The sequence below is a fragment of the Pseudoalteromonas holothuriae genome (genome assembly GCF_945859825.1).
GTDB classification, from domain to species: domain Bacteria; phylum Pseudomonadota; class Gammaproteobacteria; order Enterobacterales; family Alteromonadaceae; genus Pseudoalteromonas; species Pseudoalteromonas holothuriae.
On sequence record NZ_CAMAPC010000002.1, the window covers coordinates 109,689 to 129,162 of the forward strand.

The 19,474-nt window shown below is 39.3% G+C and carries 17 protein-coding genes and 2 pseudogenes; 13 read left to right on the forward strand and 6 right to left on the reverse strand.

Features of this window, described 5'->3' with window-relative positions:
• The first annotated feature begins 14 nt into the window (after window positions 1-14).
• The 5 genes from accD (at window position 15) to purF (ending at window position 4,920) form a co-directional block, all read left to right on the forward strand.
• Window positions 15-890: an acetyl-CoA carboxylase, carboxyltransferase subunit beta gene (accD, locus tag OCI93_RS02765; protein ID WP_261593264.1), complete on the forward strand. Its 876-nt coding sequence runs from the start codon at window positions 15-17 to the stop codon at window positions 888-890.
• A 25-nt stretch (window positions 891-915) separates the two neighbouring features.
• Window positions 916-2,166, forward strand: coding sequence for a bifunctional tetrahydrofolate synthase/dihydrofolate synthase (gene folC, locus OCI93_RS02770; RefSeq protein ID WP_261625732.1), 1,251 nt, complete (start codon window positions 916-918; stop codon window positions 2,164-2,166).
• 18 nt (window positions 2,167-2,184) lie between these two features.
• Window positions 2,185-2,823 (forward strand): SPOR domain-containing protein, encoded by a 639-nt coding sequence (locus tag OCI93_RS02775; protein WP_261625733.1) that lies wholly within the window; start codon window positions 2,185-2,187, stop codon window positions 2,821-2,823.
• A 61-nt stretch (window positions 2,824-2,884) separates the two neighbouring features.
• Window positions 2,885-3,379, forward strand: coding sequence for a CvpA family protein (locus OCI93_RS02780; protein WP_261593268.1), 495 nt, complete (start codon window positions 2,885-2,887; stop codon window positions 3,377-3,379).
• A gap of 17 nt (window positions 3,380-3,396) precedes the next feature.
• Window positions 3,397-4,920, forward strand: coding sequence for an amidophosphoribosyltransferase (gene purF / locus OCI93_RS02785; RefSeq protein ID WP_261593269.1), 1,524 nt, complete (start codon window positions 3,397-3,399; stop codon window positions 4,918-4,920).
• A 73-nt stretch (window positions 4,921-4,993) separates the two neighbouring features.
• Here purF and OCI93_RS02790 read toward each other — a convergent pair whose 3' ends face one another.
• A complete protein-coding gene (locus tag OCI93_RS02790) occupies window positions 4,994-5,593 on the reverse strand; it encodes a Yip1 family protein (protein WP_261593270.1) in 600 nt (199 codons plus the stop codon).
• 351 nt (window positions 5,594-5,944) lie between these two features.
• Here OCI93_RS02790 and OCI93_RS02795 point away from each other — a divergent pair, with 351 nt between their 5' ends.
• Window positions 5,945-6,409: a DUF2846 domain-containing protein gene (locus OCI93_RS02795; RefSeq protein ID WP_261625734.1), complete on the forward strand. Its 465-nt coding sequence runs from the start codon at window positions 5,945-5,947 to the stop codon at window positions 6,407-6,409.
• 96 nt (window positions 6,410-6,505) lie between these two features.
• On the opposite strand, the pseudogene OCI93_RS02800 reads toward OCI93_RS02795, so the two are convergent.
• A pseudogene (locus tag OCI93_RS02800) lies at window positions 6,506-6,712 on the reverse strand (PhzF family phenazine biosynthesis protein); the annotation flags it as partial.
• Between the two features lie 405 nt (window positions 6,713-7,117).
• Here OCI93_RS02800 and OCI93_RS02805 point away from each other — a divergent pair.
• Window positions 7,118-10,072, forward strand: a complete 2,955-nt coding sequence (locus OCI93_RS02805; protein WP_261625735.1) for an LVIVD repeat-containing protein — start codon at window positions 7,118-7,120, stop codon at window positions 10,070-10,072.
• Between the two features lie 43 nt (window positions 10,073-10,115).
• Here OCI93_RS02805 and OCI93_RS02810 read toward each other — a convergent pair whose 3' ends face one another.
• Window positions 10,116-10,907, reverse strand: coding sequence for a PhzF family phenazine biosynthesis protein (locus OCI93_RS02810; RefSeq protein WP_261625736.1), 792 nt, complete (start codon window positions 10,905-10,907; stop codon window positions 10,116-10,118).
• 194 nt (window positions 10,908-11,101) lie between these two features.
• On the opposite strand from OCI93_RS02810, the gene miaE (OCI93_RS02815) reads away from it, so the two are divergent.
• The 4 genes and pseudogenes from miaE (OCI93_RS02815) to miaE (OCI93_RS21090) form a co-directional block, all read left to right on the forward strand.
• Window positions 11,102-11,854: a tRNA isopentenyl-2-thiomethyl-A-37 hydroxylase MiaE gene (miaE, locus tag OCI93_RS02815; RefSeq protein WP_261593274.1), complete on the forward strand. Its 753-nt coding sequence runs from the start codon at window positions 11,102-11,104 to the stop codon at window positions 11,852-11,854.
• Between the two features lie 12 nt (window positions 11,855-11,866).
• Complete coding sequence (locus OCI93_RS02820; RefSeq protein ID WP_261625737.1) at window positions 11,867-12,976, forward strand: DNA cytosine methyltransferase; 1,110 nt, start codon at window positions 11,867-11,869, stop codon at window positions 12,974-12,976.
• 10 nt (window positions 12,977-12,986) lie between these two features.
• Entirely contained in the window at window positions 12,987-13,970 is a 984-nt protein-coding gene (locus OCI93_RS02825) for a hypothetical protein (RefSeq protein ID WP_261593276.1), read from the forward strand.
• Window positions 13,971-14,161: 191 nt separating this feature from the next.
• Window positions 14,162-14,377: pseudogene (miaE, locus tag OCI93_RS21090) on the forward strand (tRNA isopentenyl-2-thiomethyl-A-37 hydroxylase MiaE); the annotation flags it as partial.
• Window positions 14,378-14,425: 48 nt separating this feature from the next.
• On the opposite strand, the gene OCI93_RS02835 reads toward miaE (OCI93_RS21090), so the two are convergent.
• On the reverse strand, window positions 14,426-15,160 hold the full coding sequence (locus OCI93_RS02835; RefSeq protein WP_261593277.1) for a UDP-2,3-diacylglucosamine diphosphatase: 735 nt from the start codon (window positions 15,158-15,160) through the stop codon (window positions 14,426-14,428).
• 70 nt (window positions 15,161-15,230) lie between these two features.
• Window positions 15,231-15,725 (reverse strand): peptidylprolyl isomerase B, encoded by a 495-nt coding sequence (ppiB, locus tag OCI93_RS02840; RefSeq protein WP_261593278.1) that lies wholly within the window; start codon window positions 15,723-15,725, stop codon window positions 15,231-15,233.
• 202 nt (window positions 15,726-15,927) lie between these two features.
• Between ppiB and cysS the strand changes: the two genes are divergently transcribed.
• Window positions 15,928-17,307 (forward strand): cysteine--tRNA ligase, encoded by a 1,380-nt coding sequence (gene cysS / locus OCI93_RS02845; RefSeq protein WP_261593279.1) that lies wholly within the window; start codon window positions 15,928-15,930, stop codon window positions 17,305-17,307.
• An 82-nt stretch (window positions 17,308-17,389) separates the two neighbouring features.
• Window positions 17,390-18,256 (forward strand): mechanosensitive ion channel family protein, encoded by an 867-nt coding sequence (locus OCI93_RS02850; protein WP_261593280.1) that lies wholly within the window; start codon window positions 17,390-17,392, stop codon window positions 18,254-18,256.
• 390 nt (window positions 18,257-18,646) lie between these two features.
• On the opposite strand, the gene OCI93_RS02855 is transcribed toward OCI93_RS02850, so the two are convergent.
• Window positions 18,647-19,474 (reverse strand): mechanosensitive ion channel family protein, encoded by an 828-nt coding sequence (locus OCI93_RS02855; protein WP_261593281.1) that lies wholly within the window; start codon window positions 19,472-19,474, stop codon window positions 18,647-18,649.

Sequence of the window (19,474 nt, forward strand, 5' to 3'; positions counted from 1 at the left end):
TAAGAGAGTTGCCAATGAGTTGGTTAGAAAAAATCTTACCTAAGACGACTAAATCGACAGGTAAAAAAGAGATCCCTGAAGGTGTTTGGGCAAAATGTGCCGATTGTGATTCTATTTTATACAAAGCTGAATTAGAAAAGTCTCTAAACGTATGTCCTAAATGCGATCATCATATGCGTTTGAGTGCTAGAAAACGTTTGGAGCTATTTTTGGATGATGCTGAACGTCAGGAATTGGGGGCGCATCATGAGCCAAAAGACATTCTGAAGTTCAAAGATTCAAAAAAATACTCAGACCGTATTAGCGCGGCCCAAAAAGTCAGTGGTGAAAAAGACGCGCTGGTTGCCATGAAGGGTCGCCTTAAAGGCATGCCTGTGGCAGCTGTATCATTTGAGTTTGCTTTTATGGGTGGCTCAATGGCATCGGTTGTTGGTGCGCGCTTTGTTGATGCGGTAGATGAATGTTTAAAGCATGATATGCCATTAATCTGCTTTTCATCGTCAGGTGGAGCACGCATGCAAGAGGCATTGATGTCATTAATGCAAATGGCAAAAACCAGTGCTGCACTGGCTAAAATGTCAGAGCGTGGACTGCCATTTATCTCAGTATTAACAGACCCAACAATGGGAGGTGTTTCAGCCTCTTTAGCGATGCTTGGAGATATCAACGTTGCTGAACCAAAGGCGCTTATTGGTTTTGCAGGGCCTCGTGTTATTGAGCAAACAGTACGTGAAACACTTCCTGAAGGGTTCCAACGTAGTGAGTTCTTACTAGAGCATGGTGCAATTGATATGATTGTCGACCGCCGCGAAATGCGTGACACATTGGCTCGCATTTTGGCAAAGTTTATGGACTTGCCTTCTACTGAACAAGAGCATAGAGTAGCGTAAATTTCTTTAGTTAAGCTACTATTTGATGACAGTTCATACTCCAAGCCAATCATCAAGCCTTGATGATTGGCTTTGTTATATTGAGGGTGTTCACCCTTCAACCATCGAAATGGGACTCGAACGTGTAAAACGCGTTGCTGAGCAAACCCAGATACTCAATACATCAAGCAAGATTATTTTAATCGGTGGCACGAACGGTAAAGGCACAACAGCTCGTTGTTTAGAATCCATTTTACTGGCCCAAGGTTACCGTGTTGGCACTTACGCTTCTCCTCATTTAATACACTATAACGAGCGTGTTCGTATCAATGGCAAAGCGTTAAGTGACCAAGATCATATCGATGCATTTTATATGCTGGATACAGGCAGAGGCGATACGCAACTGACATTTTTTGAGTATGGTACATTGGGCGCGCTTGCAATATTTAAGCGCTATAACGTTGATTTTATACTTTTAGAAGTGGGTTTAGGCGGGCGTTTTGATGCCACAAACATTGTGACCCCTTATGCGAGTGTGATCACCACTATTGACTTAGACCATAAAGAGTACCTTGGTGATACTAGGGAACTTGTTGGTTACGATAAAGCTGGTATTTTTAGGCCTAACACCGTTGCAATTGTTGGTGATTTAGATATACCTCACACAGTCACTGACTACGGTCAAGCAATTAACGCAGACATGGTGCTGGCTAATCGTGATTTTAACCATTCAGTTACGCTTGAGGGTTTTAAATGGCAGTATCAAAACTACCATTATGAATTTGCCACGCCAACTATCCCGATTCAAAATGTTTCAACAGCGCTAACACTACTTGCTAAACTGGCTTTACTACCAGCGCAAGAGGTGATTACTTCATGCTTAGCTTCACTTACCGTAGAAGGGCGTTTTCAATGCTTGAGTGACACGCCTAAAGTATATACCGATGTGGCGCATAATCCTGAATCAGCGCGCTATTTACGACAAAAAATGATTCAGCTAAAGTCACAAGGGTTTAAAATTCATGTATTAATCGCTATGCTTGCAGATAAAGATAAAGCAAGTGTGATCAACGAAGTATCTGGCGTGGTTGATATTTGGTCATGTGCTTCTTTGCAAGGTCCAAGGGCTGAACAGGCAGAGAACTTGCGTGCTTTATTACCCTTACAAGCAACATGCTACAGTGATATTAGTTCAGCGCTAGATAATATTGTTCCGATGCAGCCAAGTGATACTGCACTTATTATATTTGGCTCGTTTGTTACAGTGGCTCAAGCCATTGAGTATTGGCAAAAATAAAAAATAGAGAGTAGTAACGTGGACTCAGGATTTATAAACCGTTTAGTGGGCACTAGTATTGTTGTTGTAGCCGCCATCATTTTTATTCCAAATATTCTTGATGGTGAAAAAGTGCACTTCAAAGAAGGCTTCAAAGCAATTCCTGAGCGTCCTGAGTTCGCAACCGTAGACTTACAAGCTGTTATTGATGAACGTGCAGCTCAAGCGCCGCAGGTGCAAGGTGCACCGATTGAAGATATTGCATCTGATGATCACAAGTTTGTTGCCGCAAGTACTGATGACGATATTACCGTTGAATCCCAAGAAGCGCCAACACAGAGTGATAAACCTAAAATTGAACAAAAATCAACGCCTAAGCAGGTTGCTATATCAGCGTCAGAACCTAAACGCGAGCCTAGTTCTAACTTAACAAGTATGGCCTATGTGATTCAACTAGGCAGCTTTTCTCACAAACCAAACGTTGATGCGTTAGTCGCCAAACTCAAGAAAAATGGTTTTAAAGCATTTACACGACCAGTTAAAACACCTAACGGTACACTCACTAAAGTGTTTGTAGGGCCTGATTTAAATAAGGCAAAACTCGAAGCTAAGTTACCAAAATTAAAGACATTAACTAAACTTAATGTGCGTTTGACACAATTTGAAATTGTAAAATGATCTGGTAATTACCCTGCAGCTCTTATAGAATGCGCCCCAAATTAACGACTTATTGGTTTATATGATCTGGGTTGATTACACCATTGCCGGTATCGTCGGATTATCGACTTTATTTGGATTAATTCGTGGCTTTGTAAAAGAAGCGATGTCATTAGCCGTTTGGATTGGCGCCTTTTTCATCTCCAGCTTGTTTTACCAATATTTAGCAACCTTCCTAACTCCCATTTCAGAACCCCTTTTAAGAAATGCCGCCGCAATTGCCATATTATTTTTTGCGACGTTACTGTTGGGTGGATTTGTTAACTATATTTTAGGTGAGATTGTGCAACGCACAGGCTTAACCGGCACAGACAGGATCTTTGGATTAGTGTTTGGTGCTTTAAGAGGCGTGTTGGTCGTGAGCGCCTTATTGTTTTTTCTGGATGCATTCACCAATGCGCCAAATACGCAGTGGTGGCCAGCATCTACTTTGATCCCTGAATTTGGCTTTGTAATAGAGTGGTTTTTCTCCTATCTAGAGCATAACTCCAGCTTTTTAAATTCAGTAAACCGTTAATCGGCGAGGAAAATTTAATGTGTGGTATCGTTGGGATAGTCGGAAAGTCTCCTGTTAATCAGGCGATCTATGATGGCTTAACTGTTTTGCAGCACCGTGGTCAAGATGCGGCAGGTATAATTACCATTGACAACAATACGTTTAGCTTACGTAAAGCAAATGGCTTAGTAAAAGATGTGTTTCATACACGTCATATGAAGCGGCTACAAGGCAGCATTGGTATCGGTCATGTACGTTACCCAACTGCAGGATCTTCAAGCTCAGCTGAAGCGCAGCCTTTTTATGTAAACTCACCTTTTGGAATTGCGCTTGCGCATAACGGTAATTTAACCAATGCTGAGGCACTAAAAGAGCGGTTATTTACTCAGGCTCGTCGTCATGTTAACACCACGTCGGACTCAGAAATTCTTTTGAATATTCTTGCTCACGAATTGGGCAAGACACAAAAGATGAAGCTGGATGCGCAAGATATGTTTGCAGCTATCAGTGAAGTCAATAGTCAAGTTATTGGTGGTTATGCAAGCATTGCGATGATCATTGGTCATGGTGTTTTGGCATTTAGAGACCCAAGTGGTATACGCCCCTTAGTTTTTGGTAAGCGTGAAACCGCGCAAGGTACTGAGTACATGTTTGCTTCTGAAAGTGTGGCGCTGAAAATTGATGGTTATGATTTTGTCCGAGATGTAGCGCCGGGTGAAGCGATTTATGTTAACGAAGCTGGAGAATTCTACTCACAATCTTGTGCTGAAAAAACCAGTCATTCACCCTGTATTTTTGAGTTTGTATATTTTGCACGTCCGGATTCTGTTATGGATAAAATGTCGGTGTATGCAACTCGTATGAACATGGGTACTAAGTTAGGTGAAAAAATAGCTAAAGATTGGTCAGATAAAGAGATAGATGTGGTAATACCTATCCCTGAAACATCTTGTGATATTGCTTTAGAAATAGCTTCAATATTAGATTTGCCATACCGTCAAGGCTTTGTTAAAAACCGTTATATTGGCCGCACTTTCATTATGCCTGGTCAGGAAATGCGTAAAAAGTCGGTGCGTCGTAAGTTAAATGCAATTGACAGTGAATTTAAAGGGAAAAATGTACTATTAGTCGACGACTCAATTGTACGTGGTACTACCTCAGCGCAAATCGTTGAGATGGCTCGTGACGCTGGTGCTAAGAACGTTTACTTTGCGTCTGCTGCGCCTGAAGTACGATTCCCTAATGTGTATGGCATTGATATGCCATCTGCAGCGGAATTGATAGCCCATGGTCGTGAGGTTGAAGATATCAATGCAAGTATAGGTGCTGATGGTTTAATCTATCAATCGCTACCAGATTTAATTGCAGCGGTACGTGAAGAGAATCCTGAGATAACCAGTTTTGAAACATCCGTATTTGATGGTCAATACATTACTGGGGATATTGATCAGAACTATTTGAATCGTGTTGATGCGATGCGCAATGACTCAGCAAAATCAACCCGTGAAAAAGCGATGTCTTCTAGTTTAGAGTTACATAATCAGGAAACTGGTGAAGAGTAACCCTCTAGAAAATAAAAAAGGAGCGTTAAACGCTCCTTTTTTGTATCTCATTTTTGTAAAGTGATGCGTATCGTTAACTAAAAGTTGGGCTAATAATGCCGTTGGTCCATAAAATGGCAGTAGCCGCAAGAATGATCACCAATAGAATAAGGCCACAAGTAACTACAGAGCTTGCGTAAATAAAACCTCGCTCTTCTGGAATATGCATGAGTATAGGTACTCCGGTATATAGCAAATAGACAGAGTAAGCTAATGCCACCAAGCCAACACTGACCACAAACCAAAGCTCCGGGTAGAATGCTGAAAACGCCGACATAAACATGGGTGTTGCGGTGTAAGCCGACAGCTCAATTGTTTGTGTAAAAGTAGGTTTAGCGCCAAATGTGACAGCCATCCAATGAGATAAGTAAGATAACGCAAAAATTCCTAAAATCAATGCGCTGTACATAGCAGCCGCAATGAGTAGTGCGCTTTCATGGGTAAGATATACCGCTTCTCCTACACCAATTCTCCAACCTAGATGCACTGAAGAGTAATAACCCATAATACTCGGAATAAGTGCAATTAAAGCGATGTGGGATAGACTATATCTCATGCTTTCATGACGGTTATCGATGGTTTGCCACTCTTCGAGTGGATGAGCATATAAGCCCCATAAGTGGTTTAAAATCATAATCTGCCTCTTTAATATTTTGAGTTATTTTTATACAGCGTCTGTTTAGTTATGAGAGACGGGCCGATTTTTGTCAAGAATACGTTAAACTTTTGTCTAATTGAAACATTCAGAACCTAGCAAAGTTTACCTCTCGTACAATACTAACGACTAATGAAGTTATTTAGGTGTTAATCGCTGGCTGTGAATAGGTTCTGTGTAATTTGTCAATAAATCAACTGTACCTATTACCACTTCATTTACAAATATTTACACCGAGACTATTTCTTAATTGTTAATAATGTATTTGAGAAGTATTATCCAGCTCGCCTAATTTTAGGAAATATAAAAATAATGAGCACTGGAGTAACTATGTTCAAAAAATCACTATTATTTGTAGCTGCTGTTACATTGTTCGCGGGATGTTCGTCAGTTCCACTTGAGCCAAAAGAGTTGTCGGAACAGGCAAAGCAGTTTTCAGCACCTTCTGATGGTATGGCTGGGTTATATATTTATAGAGACTCAATGCTTGGAGCCGCTCTCAAAAAAGACGTTTGGGTGGATGGTAAATGTGTTGGGGAAACAGCACCAAAAGTCTTCTTCTATACTGAGGTAGAGGGAAATAAAGAACACGCAATAGCAACAGAATCTGAGTTTTCTGCAAATGAACTGAAGCTAGAGACACAAACGGGTAAGCATTATTTTGTTGAACAGTATATTAAGTTAGGTGCTTTCGTTGGTGGTGCTAATGTAGAAGTGGTTAGCGAAGAAGAAGGTAAAAAAGCGGTTTCAGCCTTAAAACTGGCCAAACAAGGCAAATGCAATAGCCAATTATAATGCTTTAACTGGTTTGTAACATGGTATCTAAATAGAGATATTTGGATACCATTTGGTTTAGGCTTAAATTAGAGATTTATGCCACCCTTAAAAAAGTTAAGCCTCAATTACTCCCTCTAGGTACTTCACTGCATACCCACTTATTAACACGCGTTCGCTTTCAATCTTGCAGTACAATACTCCACCACGTTTTGACTCTTGATAAGCGACAAGGCTATTTTTACCAAGTTGCTGCGCCCAGTAAGGAGCAAGGCCTGTATGAATAGAGCCCATTACCGGGTCTTCATCGTCATAAGAGACGGGACTTTTGCCTGATTGACATGCTCAGAACATTTCGAACGCTAAGATAATATATCTCCTAAAGTTGACTATTTAGTGTGAAATACCGTTTTAACCATTTGCAATAAAACAAACAAATTCATTAGAAAAACCTTTATAGCCCTTACTTGGACTAAGATATTTACATCCATTTACATGACGTTTGTTGCTTAATTGCTAATGACATTAGTGATGCGTATGATTAACTGGGCTTTCTATTATAGGTAAATCTCTTAAAGTGACTCGATAATTGGAATATTCACAAAAAGGTGTATCGATCTTTCCTTTGCGCTTTATCCAGAAAAAGTCTGATATTACTTAACATAAATTCATCAAAAACATATACACAGAATAATGATACAGGGTTGTAAAATGCAGGTATTGCATCACATGTTTTCACACACTATAAAAGTACTGCTTTTTCTAGCAGTAATAATTACAGGAGTGGATGTTAATGCTCAGGAAAAAGCAGCATCCATCGTACTTAAAGAAACTTTTGGTTCAGACTCTTATAATCGAATCGTTTATCAAGATGGCACTGTTGTGGTGTCAGGATTGAGGGAAGAAGGCAGAGCTGACGCGTTTAGCCAGAGCCTAGATATCCTAAAATACGGAGAAGCGGGATTAGAACTTGTTAATCAAATTAGGTTGTCCAATAAAAAGGATCGTACAGCAGTTATAACCCCCAAAGATATGATAACTCATAATGGTCATTTTTTAATATTTGGCTCTAGCTCGTTGGGTAATTATCTTATTTCAGCAAGATCATCTGATAACTCTTTAGTTGTTGTCGATGAGCTAAAATCGAAGGTTTATGGTTATGACGCCAAGCTTATTGCTGGTGATGGTGACAATGTGTATGTGATTGCGAGTGGTTCAGCAGGTATAACAGTAGAACACTTTACGATAGCAAATGACGGTACCATTAAGCAAAGCGAACACATAACCTTCGGAGTTGCGCCTAATGAACCGAATTACTTTGACAATTTTAGTGCTTCATACAGCAATCAAGTCTTGTACATCACAAGCAACCAAGATGATATTCCCGCCGTATTATATAGATTACCTTTATATGAAGATGGCAGACTAGGAGAAGCAACGACACTTACTTTTGAAAATGCCAAGTCTGCTTATCATACGTCAAAAGTAACGGGGGATTTATGGCTCTTATCATATCATTACTGGGGATTTCAAGTCGCTAAGATCGAAGGTAATAAGCTGAGTGTAATATACGAATCAAATGAAAACACTTGGTATAATAAAATTGAGATTAAAGGTAATTTGTTTTTTGGGTTTGACACTTTTAGCGGTATTGATGTGTATGAGATTGGAAACAATCACGAAATTACTTACAAATCTAAACTACAAACAAATGGTTTCCTAAGGGATGCACAAATTGTAGGCGATGAAATCTTTTTTACCAAGTCAGCACAAGGGATTGAAGTAGCCAAAATTCACGGCGATGGATCTGTGACACGTTTAAGTAGCTTTAATCAATCTGGTCAAGTGATTGATATGGCAATGCATGAGAATGAGCTGGCAGTTGCTGCTTTAGATAATAACTTACATTTTTGGTCTCTTTCTGAAAATGAGCCTGCTTTAAAGAGTGCGACGTATAATACTGTGGGCACGTTACAAGGCGTTGCATGGAATGGCGATAAAGTTGTTATTAATCATGATGCAAATCTAGAATCTCACTTAGCTGGCAATTTAAAGAACAACGTCGGCCTTTCAGAATCTCATGGTAGCTTAGGCTGGGGAGGTCGTGATGGGCAAATCATCAAAATAAAAAACGGATATGTCGCTCAAGCATTTCATCAACTTTATTTTATTGATGAGTTATTCAATATTGTATCGTCCATTGAGTTAGGCTCAATTGGCGGTAGCTATAATCTTATACAGCAACTGGTATCCTCTGATAACTTATTATTTGTTCCCTTATATGACACTGCAGATTTAATTATTTATGACACTTCGGATCTATCTAACATTGTTGAGTTGACTCGAATTGACCTTGATTCAATTCTAATAGGCAACATTGCAGTTAAAGGGGCACACTTGTATGTTCCCCGAAGGCTAGATGCTAACGATTTAGGGATTACGACCTTTGATATAAGTAATCCAGAAAAGCCAGTTGAATTGTTTAGTGTTTTGGCTGGCGGTGGAGGGTATAACGCTACTTTGCATATTGATGGTAACTTTTTAATGGCGGTTGGCGATAAGGGAACTCTTTTTGATATCTCAGACCCTGTAACCCCTGTAAAAATAGATGAAAACCTCGAAATCAGTAGTAATGGCATAGGTTTAGGCAGTGGTAAGAATTTATTTACCGTGTCTCGCAATACTGGTGGACGAATACATCGCAGTCAAGTCAATTTGGCGCCTACTCATTTAGACTTAAGCATGGCTGTACAAGAAGAAGGTCAAGTAGAGGCTTTACTCTCAGCGACAGATAATGAAAATGATGCTGTAACTTACAGCATTGTTAGTCAGCCGGAAAAAGGCAGTTTATCAATAAAAGATAACGCAAAATTAGTTTTTAAAGGTGCCAACGATAAAAATGGAGCTGATAAAGCGCTGCTTTTAGTAACAGACGTCCATGGTGGTGCTAGCCAATTTGAGGTTGTTATTGACATTGAGCCCGTGAACGACGCGCCAGCCTTTGACCAAAGCGTTGTCAGTATCTCAGTTATTAGTGGTCAAAGCCAAACCACTGCACTAGTTGCACAGGATGTAGATGGCGATACTTTGACTTACGCAGTGGCTGAGCAAGCAGGTAAAGGTGAGGCTACAGTCAATCATCTGGGTGAAGTAACCTATACAGCGAATGCGGATGCAACGGGAACAGATATTTTCGTTGTGTCTGCAACGGACCCTAGTGGCGAGTTCACTAAAAAGACTGTCAGTGTAACCATTGTACAGCCTAATCACGCTCCGGTTTTTGATGACACAGAGGCAAGTATTTCGGTTGTAAGTGGCCAAAGCCAAACGGTGATACTGACGGCCTCAGATAGTGATGGAGATACGTTAACATATGCGGTGGCTGAGCAAGCAGGTAAAGGTATTGCAAGCATAAATCAGCTTGGTGAAGTGACTTATATGGCGAATGCAGATGTCACTGGCGCGGACAGTTTTGTAGTTACTGTATCTGATATATCAGGTGGGTCGGCAAGCAAAACGGTTAGTGTGACTATTTCAGCACCAGTATCACAAACGACTAACTCCAACACTAAAGATAATACGAGCAGCAGTGAACAGGGAAGCAGTGGTGGCAGCCTTGGGTGGTACTATTTGCTTGTACTTGTTGTCGTGTTGATGCAACGCAGATCTAAATTGTTAAAATAAAACACTAAGCAATTCGGGTCAAAGAGGCCCGAATTGCCTTTTACTATATTTCTATTGTTCCCTCTAGGTACTTCACCGCGTACCCACTTATTAACACGCGTTCGCTTTCAATCTCGCAATACAATACACCGCCGCGTTTTGAGGCTTGATATGCAACAAGGCTGGTTTTACCAAGTTGCTGTGCCCAGTATGGCGCAAGCCCGGTATGAATAGATCCCGTTACCGGGTCTTCATCGCCGCCGTTGGCTGGCCAAAAATAACGAGAGATAAAATCGTATTTACCGTGAGATAGAGCGGTTACAACCACATCAAGCGGCCCTAATTGCATTAGCTTTTGTTTATCTTGAGTTACTGCTAGTACATCTTCTGCATTGTTGTAAATTGCAAAATAGGCTTGATTGTTTTTTAGCACTTTATCAGGCTTTATGGATAGGCCATCAATAAGTTGTGCCGGGACAGATTCTATTTCATGTGGCTTGCGATTAGGAAAGTCCATTTCGATTCGCCCATCTGGTGTTTTAATGACGGTCATCTCCCCAACGGAGTCGGCATAGAGTTTTAAGCTTTCAGCCTTAGGGTTTTGTGAAAAAAGAACGTAGGATGCGGCTAGTGTTGCATGACCACAAAATTCAATTTCTGTCAGTGGGGAAAACCATTTTAAATGGTATTGATCTGCAATTTTTACTATATATGCTGTTTCTGAAAGGTTGTTTTCGCTCGCAATCGACTGCATGAGTTCGTTAGTTAACCAAGTTTTTGTGATAATAACCGCCGCTGAATTACCTTTAAATTGTTTATCTGTAAATGCATCAATGATATTTATTTTGAGTTTCATATAGTGCCTTTTGAAAAGTAAATTGGCAGACAAATTACAAGTGTTTTTATAGCATGAATTGTACATATGATCCGCACGATTTATTACGTTCTCTTTGGCCTAAGTTAATACAGTGCTATGACACTGTGTTAAACTATCCGGCAGTAGAGCGAACATACTCATTTAGTGCAAATACGTGAATAAGAGACTTTAAGTTGCAAGAATTACTAAAACCAATCAATCATTTTTTACAGTGTGAAACGCCAAAGGCGTGGATCACCGAAGCGGTAAAAACAGAAAACCTTGCGGTGATATTAATTGACCACTTAATTTGTGAGCTAAAAGCGGCGCAGTCGGCAATGTTTTTAATTCGCAAATATGCAGTAGATAAAGAAAGCGCTGATGCATTACTTGAGTGGCTAAAACCGTTCGAGACACTTATTTATAAGCGTGAAGGTAACTGGCGAGAACTTGCGGATAAAAACAAACTAACCAAGTCGATGATCCCAAAGTCAAATACTCCTTATGGGCAAGACTTAATAGATAAAATGGTGATGCTGATTAAAGAAGAGCTGCACCATTTTTATCAAGTCTTAGAGATCATGGACGAGTATAGCGTGGAGTATCAAAGCATTACTCCTTGTAGGTATGCAAAGGGGATGCTTAGACACGTTAAAACCTATGAGCCAGATGCATTAGTTGATAAGTTGATTGTTGGTGCATACATTGAAGCCCGATCGTGTGAGCGTTTTGCTAAGCTTGCACCGCATGTAGACAAGCGCTTAGGTGATTTTTATATATCACTGCTGCGTTCTGAAGCGAGGCACTTCCAAGATTACTTAGCTTTAGCACAAGAAATTAGCGCGTTTGATATTACAGAGCGAGTGGTATTTTTTGGGCAAAAAGAAGCTGAATTAATATCAACAGCCGATGATGATTTTAAATTTCATAGCGGAATACCGGTCTAATAGAGAGTAATAATGAAAGCTGTAGAGTTATTTTGCGGAATTGGCGGTTTTAGGCTTGCGTGTGATGAGTTAGGCATAGAGACAGTATTTGCAAATGATATAGAAGAAAAAGCTTCTCAAGTCTATAGAGATAAGTTTAGTGATAATGGTTTTTACCAAGGAGATATAGCGGAGTTTATTGGAAAAATACCTGATCACGACTTACTTACAGGTGGTTTTCCGTGTCAACCATTCTCTAGTGCTGGTAAGAAGTTAGGGATTGAAGATGCTAGAGGTACTTTATTTGAAAAAATAGTTGAAATCATTAACTTAAAGAAACCTAAGTACTTCGTATTGGAAAATGTCAAAAGGCTTCTTTCAATGGACAAAGGCGCACACTTTGCGACTATTTTAAACTCACTATCAGATCTTGGGTATTTAGTAGAGTGGAGAGTATTAAACGCTATAAACTTTGGTCTTCCTCAAAGTCGAGAACGGGTCATTATCATAGGTCATTTACATACTCTACCGCAGTCTTATTTATGTTCAGAAGAAGATCTTAGAGAGTTGAGTACCAAGCAACTAGAAAATGCTGCAACTTATGATGATTGGGTTGATATTTCTCTTCATACAAAGTCTTTCAGTAACTGGGGAATGGCTTACAAAGGAAAATTTTTCCACAAAAAAATTGTAAACTTCTCTGAAAAGCAACCATATGTAATGCTTTATGAAGTATTAGATGAACAACCTGACGATGCTTTTTATTTTAATGAAGATACTCTGGAACGCATCAAAAATAGTGATGAAGTCAATAGATTTTATAATGGCGTAGAAATACTTTATAACCAAAAAGGGGGGGCTAGAATGGGTTACTCAATTTTTGGTACTAATGGAGTTGCTCCTACTCTTACTTGCACAACAAGCCGACATTACGAAAGATACAAGGTTCATAATGGCTTTCGTAGATTAACCAATGTTGAATACGCAAGAATTCAAGGTTTCCCTGATAACCATTGTGATACAGCAACAGTTTATAAACAGTATCCACTTTATGGTAATGCTGTGCCTCCGCCGATGGTAAAGTGGGCTATTAATAAGACAATTAATGAAACACCGGTTCTATTACAAAGCTTGCACATTTAAAGGAAATAATATGATTAATAGTCAAGAGCTTAGGGATGAAATTAAAAACAACCTGCCAACAGTTGTCCATCAGTTAAACAGTTATCTTAGAGGCGAAAATGTTAACGAAATTAAGGATGTTTTAAAAAGAGTTGGTCGAGGGGGTCAATTACCACACTGGTATAAAAATTTAGAATTAGGGCAGTCTATGCCAAATCTAGATGGAAAAACGATAGGTAGTGTAATTGAAATGACTCTATTAGGCGTATTAGAAAAACATACGCTTAAAAGCTTTAATATCCCCCAACTATCGGTAAACCCAGCGAAAGGAGTGGATATCCCACTTTTAAATTTAGGAGTTAAATCACCCAGTGAAAATTATTGCACCAGCGAGCCTTTTTTTTCAGCTTATGAACGAATTCTTGGAAATGAATTTGATGCGCTAATATTACTCACAGATTACCAATCAGCAAAAAAGAACTCGCCGCCAATAAGAGTACAAATAATAAAATCAATGTATCTAGGTGGTAGTGAAATAGCTGATAAGGGGTTATGTGAAATAGCCCGTTTGAATAGAGACCTTCTTATGGATAAGAATGAAGCAGAGTGTAAAAAAATGCTTCAATTCCTTTGTTACGTTAATCAAAAAAGCTGGCGAGGAAAGGCTCTAGTCAACTTATTTAAAGTCTTAAGCCAAGGTGATAATAGTATAAACTCAGCAGTAACAAAGCTTGAAAAAGACTTTATAAAAAAAGAGAAACAAGCTCAGTTTGAAAGTAAAGAGCCAATACACAAAAGTGAATTACAAAAAATATTGTCAATTGCAGACTCTAACATTAAGGTTACATCCATTGTAAATGCTGCAAATGATTGGGTTGTTGATAATCATAAAGACTTTGCTCGTTTGCCAAATGACAATGAATGGCAAAGGTTTCTTCGTTCCCCTTTAAATGGAAAAATTGGTTTAAGTTTTGCTCTTCAATGGAGGTACAGTTTTGGTGCGATATTTAAGTAGCTTGCACTTATAAGCACTTAGTGAACTAAAACGGTGATGATTTTAATTCGCAAATATACCGTAGATCAAGAAAGTGGCGATGCTTGAGTTGCTAAAACCGTTTGAAACATTTATTTATAAGCGTGAAGGTAACTGACGTGAATTTGCTTATTAAAAATTAACCAAGTCAAAGAATCAAAAATAATAAAAACCTCACACCATATGTAGACAAGCACTTAGTGATTTTTATATATCACTAAGTGTTGTGAAGCGAGGCACTTCCAAAATTACTTAGCTTTAGCACAAGAAAAATTAGCGTGTTTGATATTACAGAGCGAGTGGTATTTTTTGGGCATAAAGAAGCTGAGTTAATATCAATTACCGATGATGATTTTAAATTTCATAGCGGTGCGCCAGAACACGCGTAATTATTGTTAAGTGACCACTTACTTTACTGTGTGGTAGTTATTGTTCTACTACGCAGGCGCATCTTTGACTAGGGTGTGCTCGCCGTGCTCATTCACGACTAAGTACGAACCCTGACTGTACCAATCACCCAACACAGTCCGAGTTAGTGTTTTGTTGTTATGTTTATAATGATGTACATCTGGGCGATGAGTATGGCCGTGGATCATATGTTCAACTTGATTTTGTTCAAACATTGCTATGACTGCGCTTTGCGTTACGTCCAAAATATCAGTTGTTTGGTTCATTTGCTTGGCTTTACTTTTGGCGCGGCCGTTGCGTGCAATATTGCGCCGAACACTCAGTGGTAAAGATAGAATAAGCCTAGGCCACCACCAGCCTCTGCTTTTTTTACGAAACTTTTGGTAGGCTATGTCTTGTGTACACATTTCATCGCCATGCAGAATGACAGTCGATGCCCCATATAGGTCAATTACTTGTTGTTCAGGGAGCAGCTCGAATCCAGCTTGTTTGGCGTAACGTGTACCAAGCAAGAAGTCGCGATTACCATGAATAAAAAATACCTTAACCCCTACCTGTGACACTGCGTTTAATTTATTGGCTACCTCAATCGCCAACGGACTTTGTTCATCATCACCTATCCAAACTTCAAAAAAGTCACCCAAAATATAGAGTGCATCCACATCTGCATTGATGTGTTGTGATAAAAAATTGAAGAAAGCTTGTGTAATTTTTGGGTGTTCTTCGCTTAGGTGTAAGTCAGAAATGAAGTAGGTTTTGCGCATGGGTCTTCTTTTTTAATAAAGCGGACAAGCAGCCCGCTTAAGTTTATTACCTAACCCGAGTTCAGGTTATTTATTCAGTAATTGTTACTTTTTCAAGGGTTACGTCTTCAAGTGGCACATCTTGGTGAAAACCTGAAGAGCCAGTGGCAACCGCTTTAATTTTATTCACTACGTCCATGCCTTCAACAACTTCAGCGAATACGCAGTAACCCCAGCCTTGTGACGTTTCACTGCTGAAGTTCAAGAAATCATTGTCATTTACGTTAATAAAAAACTGCGCTGTTGCTGAGTGTGGATCAGGCGTGCGCGCCATTGCTAAAGTACCTACTTTATTGCTCAAGCCGTTGTTGGCTTCATTTTCAATAGGAGATTGAACTGACTTTTGTTCCATACCAGGTGCAAAACCGCCACCTTGAACCATAAAGCCGTCGATAACACGGTGAAAAATAGTGCCATCATAAAAACCAGACTTTGCGTAGTTTAAAAAATTTTCAACTGTTTTAGGTGCATCTTCAGCAAATAATTTAATGCTGATTTCACCAAAGTTAGTGTGTAGAACAACCATCTCGGCTTCCTAATCTTTAGAATATATAAAGTGAGTATTCTATAGTACAAATATAGTCACTGACAATTCTCCGAGAGATTTATTCTTATTGAATAAAAAACATCCAAATAAAAGAAGATAGCCATAAATTGGGTATAGAGCAGTAGCGGGGCAAGTGTTATCATTGTGTTTCATGTCTTTTTTTGTTTAGGAATAACACTACATGTTGCAGATTTACAACACACTTACTCGCCAAAAAGCGCCTTTTAAACCATTAGTCGAAGGTAAAGTCGACATGTATGTGTGTGGTATCACCATTTATGACTTCTGCCATGTGGGGCATGCGCGCACTTATGTTTCATTTGATGTGATGAATCGCTACTTGCGCTATTTAGGTTACGACGTGACCTATGTGCGTAATATTACCGATGTTGATGATAAAATAATCAAACGTGCTGCTGAAAATAAAGAAGAGATCAACGATTTAACTGTACGTATGACTCAAGCTATGCATGACGATTTTGCTGCTTTAAATATTCTGTCGGCTGATATCGAGCCAACAGTGACAGGTCACATGGATGAGATCATCGCAATGATCGAAACTTTAATTACAAAAGGCCACGCTTATGTAGCAGATAGTGGTGATGTGTTATTTGATGTGTCTACGTTTGAACAATATGGCCAACTTTCTCAGCAAGATTTAGATATGCTACAAGCGGGTGCGCGAGTTGAAGTGGCGCAAGATAAAGACGATCCCCTCGATTTTGTACTTTGGAAAAAAGCCAAAGCAGGTGAACCTGCTTGGCAATCGCCTTGGGGTGATGGGCGTCCTGGTTGGCATATAGAATGTAGCGCTATGAGCTCAAAGCATTTAGGTGAATTTTTTGATATTCATGGTGGTGGCTCTGATTTGCAGTTCCCACACCATGAAAATGAGATTGCGCAATCATGCTGTGCTAACAATGGTAAGTATGTGAATACTTGGATCCACACTGGTATGGTTCAGGTAAATAAAGAGAAAATGTCTAAATCACTGGGTAACTTTTTCACTGTACGTGAAGTGCTGAAGCAATATGATAGTGAAACGGTACGTTACTTTTTGATTAATGGTCACTATCGCAGCCAATTAAATTATTCGCAAGATAACTTAGACCAAGCGCGTTCGTCACTTGAAAGAATTTATACTGCATTGCGTGGTGTAGCACCTGTTGCCGTATCACTTGAGGGTAATGAGTACGTGAAACGCTTTGAAGTGGCAATGAATGATGACTTTAACACGCCAGAAGCGTTACCGATAATATTTGAACTTGCCAAAGAAGTAAACTTGTTTAAAGACAAAGATACTAAAACAGCAGGTGAATTGGCGTTTGTTTTAGTTCAGCTTGCTGGCGTACTGGGTATTGCGCAGCAAGAGCCTGAGCGTTTTTTGCAAGGTGAGCAAGATAATGATGAAGTGGCTAAAATTGAAGCATTAATTGTTAAACGCAATGACGCGCGCGCGAGTAAAGATTGGGCTGCGGCCGATGAAGCGCGTGATGCGCTCAATGAGATGGGTGTGATACTTGAAGACAGCGCCGGTAAAACGACTTGGCGCAAGGCTTAGCATTGGTCTAATTAAATTAGTTGCAGATTTTAATGAAAGCGCCACACTGAGTCAGTGTGGCGTTTTTTATGAGGAAAAATAAATGGATATGAGTTGGCTAAATAGAGAACTTTTTAAAATGGGAGAATTTACTTTGCTGGTGGGTGAAGTGTTGTCATTTTTTATTGTTTTGCTCATAACATTTATTATTTCACGTATTTTGAGAGCTGCATTTGGCCGTGTGGCAAAGCGTCAAGGTGTGATAGAGAATACCTCAGCTTATGTTATAGGGCGTTTAATACACTATGTTGTTTTGTTTATTGGTTTCATTGTTGCGCTCACATCATTAGGCATGGAGATGACGGAACTGGCTTTAGTTGCTAGTGCGCTAGGTGTTGGTATTGGACTTGGTCTGCAAGGGTTGGTCAATAATTTTGTATCTGGTTTGGTGCTATTACTTGAAAAAACAGTGAAAGTTGGTGATTTTGTTGAGCTGTCAAATGGTGTAGTCGGACAGGTTATGGCCATATACATGCGAGCAACGTTGATTAGAACGAATGACAATGTTGATATATTGATCCCCAATGCAGAGCTTGTTTCAGGGTTGGTAACTAATTGGACGTTAGCTGAGAAGGTCAGGCGTTTTCGTATTCCCTTTTCTGTGGCTTATGGCAGTGATAAAGAGCAGGTTAAGCTTGCTGTGTTAGAAGCAGCGGATAAAGTACCTTATACGTTGAGTAGCTTTGGTCGAGAACCAACAGTATGGATGACAGGGTTTGGTGATAGCAGCTTAAACTTTACGTTAGGTGTTTGGGTGCAACCCGAGCAAGTAAAGCGTCCAACAGCACTGGTATCAGACTATTTATGGGCAATTGATGATGCGTTTCGTAAGTATGATATTGAGATCCCATTCCCACAACGAGATATACATATCCGCACACCCTCATCAAAAGTAAATTATGTTGAATAACGGCATAATTAAAATAAAAACTTCTATTTTTTAGTCATGCTAAGTCAAACGTAGTTGAATGTATTGTAACTGTTTTTTTATTTATTAACCTGATTATAAAGGGTTTATTATATTTTTAATGTAACTATATGTTTTGAAGGTGATCTATGGAATCATGATTAATTTTGCATAAAATGAAATTAGCATTATAGTTAAATTAGTGTAATTATTTTTAGCCATTAAACTTATGGCTGATAGTGAAGTAACGTTTTATTTTGATGATTCAACTGTTTTGCTACATGATGTCAAATAGTGGTGCAGTGCTGGCGTATTGGCAAAGACATGTGTTAATTGACTGAATCTAGATAAATTCCCAACCTATTAGGCACCGTAAGGTGCCTTTTCTTTTGGTTAATGTTCTTTGTTAATAGTAACCACACGTTGCGGGAATGGAATATCGATATTGGCTGCTTTTATTGCGTTGTATACTTGCTTGTTAATTGCAAGCTTAGTTTCAATGATTTGTGTTGTTGGTACCCAGTAACGATAGCTTATAATAACGGCACTGTCTGCAAACTGTTCTATACCGACTTGTGGCTGGGGGCTTTTGGCGACTCTTTCATTGGCTATAATAACGTTTGTTATTTCGTCAATTGCGCTGTTGCTGTTGCTGTGATATGCAATACCAATTTCACCTTTAACTAACGAATATTCAAAAGAATTATGTAGAATTTCTCCAATTATATGTTTATTAGGAATGGTTATTTCTACTTTTTCTTCATTAACCAAAATGGTGTGGCCAAGCTCAATGATTTTAACTTGCCCGCTTACGCCTTTGATTTGAATGGTATCCCCTACGATAAAAGGGCGAGTTGCAATAATAGCTAAGCCTGAACCATAGTTAGATAACATGCCTTGCAATGCTAAACCGGCTCCCAATGATGCCGCACCAATTGCTGCAACAAATGGTGTTACACTTATGCCGACTTTACCTAATGCGATGATCACAAACATCACAATCAGTAACACTTTTACAAGGTTGCTGATAAAGTTAGTCAAGGTGACATCGACCTTATGGCGCAACAGAAGTGCTTCAACCATTTTAGAGAGTCGATTTGAAACCCAAAGACCAATTAGTAAAATAAGTAACGCACCTACAACTTGCATACTATAGGTAACTAGGTAGTCTCTGAGCAGATTAAAGTAGTGTTCAAACTGTTCAATTTCTTGCTCAATCAA

Coding starts and splice junctions, on each gene's coding strand:
- folC (WP_261625732.1), top strand. CDS start 916: ATGACAGTTCATACTCCAAGCCAATCATCAAGCCTTGATGATTGGCTT.
- OCI93_RS02825 (WP_261593276.1), top strand. CDS start 12,987: ATGATTAATAGTCAAGAGCTTAGGGATGAAATTAAAAACAACCTGCCA.
- accD (WP_261593264.1), top strand. CDS start 15: ATGAGTTGGTTAGAAAAAATCTTACCTAAGACGACTAAATCGACAGGT.
- OCI93_RS02810 (WP_261625736.1), bottom strand. CDS start 10,907: ATGAAACTCAAAATAAATATCATTGATGCATTTACAGATAAACAATTT.
- purF (WP_261593269.1), top strand. CDS start 3,397: ATGTGTGGTATCGTTGGGATAGTCGGAAAGTCTCCTGTTAATCAGGCG.
- OCI93_RS02780 (WP_261593268.1), top strand. CDS start 2,885: ATGATCTGGGTTGATTACACCATTGCCGGTATCGTCGGATTATCGACT.
- OCI93_RS02835 (WP_261593277.1), bottom strand. CDS start 15,160: ATGCGCAAAACCTACTTCATTTCTGACTTACACCTAAGCGAAGAACAC.
- OCI93_RS02805 (WP_261625735.1), top strand. CDS start 7,118: ATGTTTTCACACACTATAAAAGTACTGCTTTTTCTAGCAGTAATAATT.
- OCI93_RS02820 (WP_261625737.1), top strand. CDS start 11,867: ATGAAAGCTGTAGAGTTATTTTGCGGAATTGGCGGTTTTAGGCTTGCG.
- cysS (WP_261593279.1), top strand. CDS start 15,928: ATGTTGCAGATTTACAACACACTTACTCGCCAAAAAGCGCCTTTTAAA.
- OCI93_RS02850 (WP_261593280.1), top strand. CDS start 17,390: ATGGATATGAGTTGGCTAAATAGAGAACTTTTTAAAATGGGAGAATTT.
- OCI93_RS02795 (WP_261625734.1), top strand. CDS start 5,945: ATGTTCAAAAAATCACTATTATTTGTAGCTGCTGTTACATTGTTCGCG.
- OCI93_RS02790 (WP_261593270.1), bottom strand. CDS start 5,593: ATGATTTTAAACCACTTATGGGGCTTATATGCTCATCCACTCGAAGAG.
- ppiB (WP_261593278.1), bottom strand. CDS start 15,725: ATGGTTGTTCTACACACTAACTTTGGTGAAATCAGCATTAAATTATTT.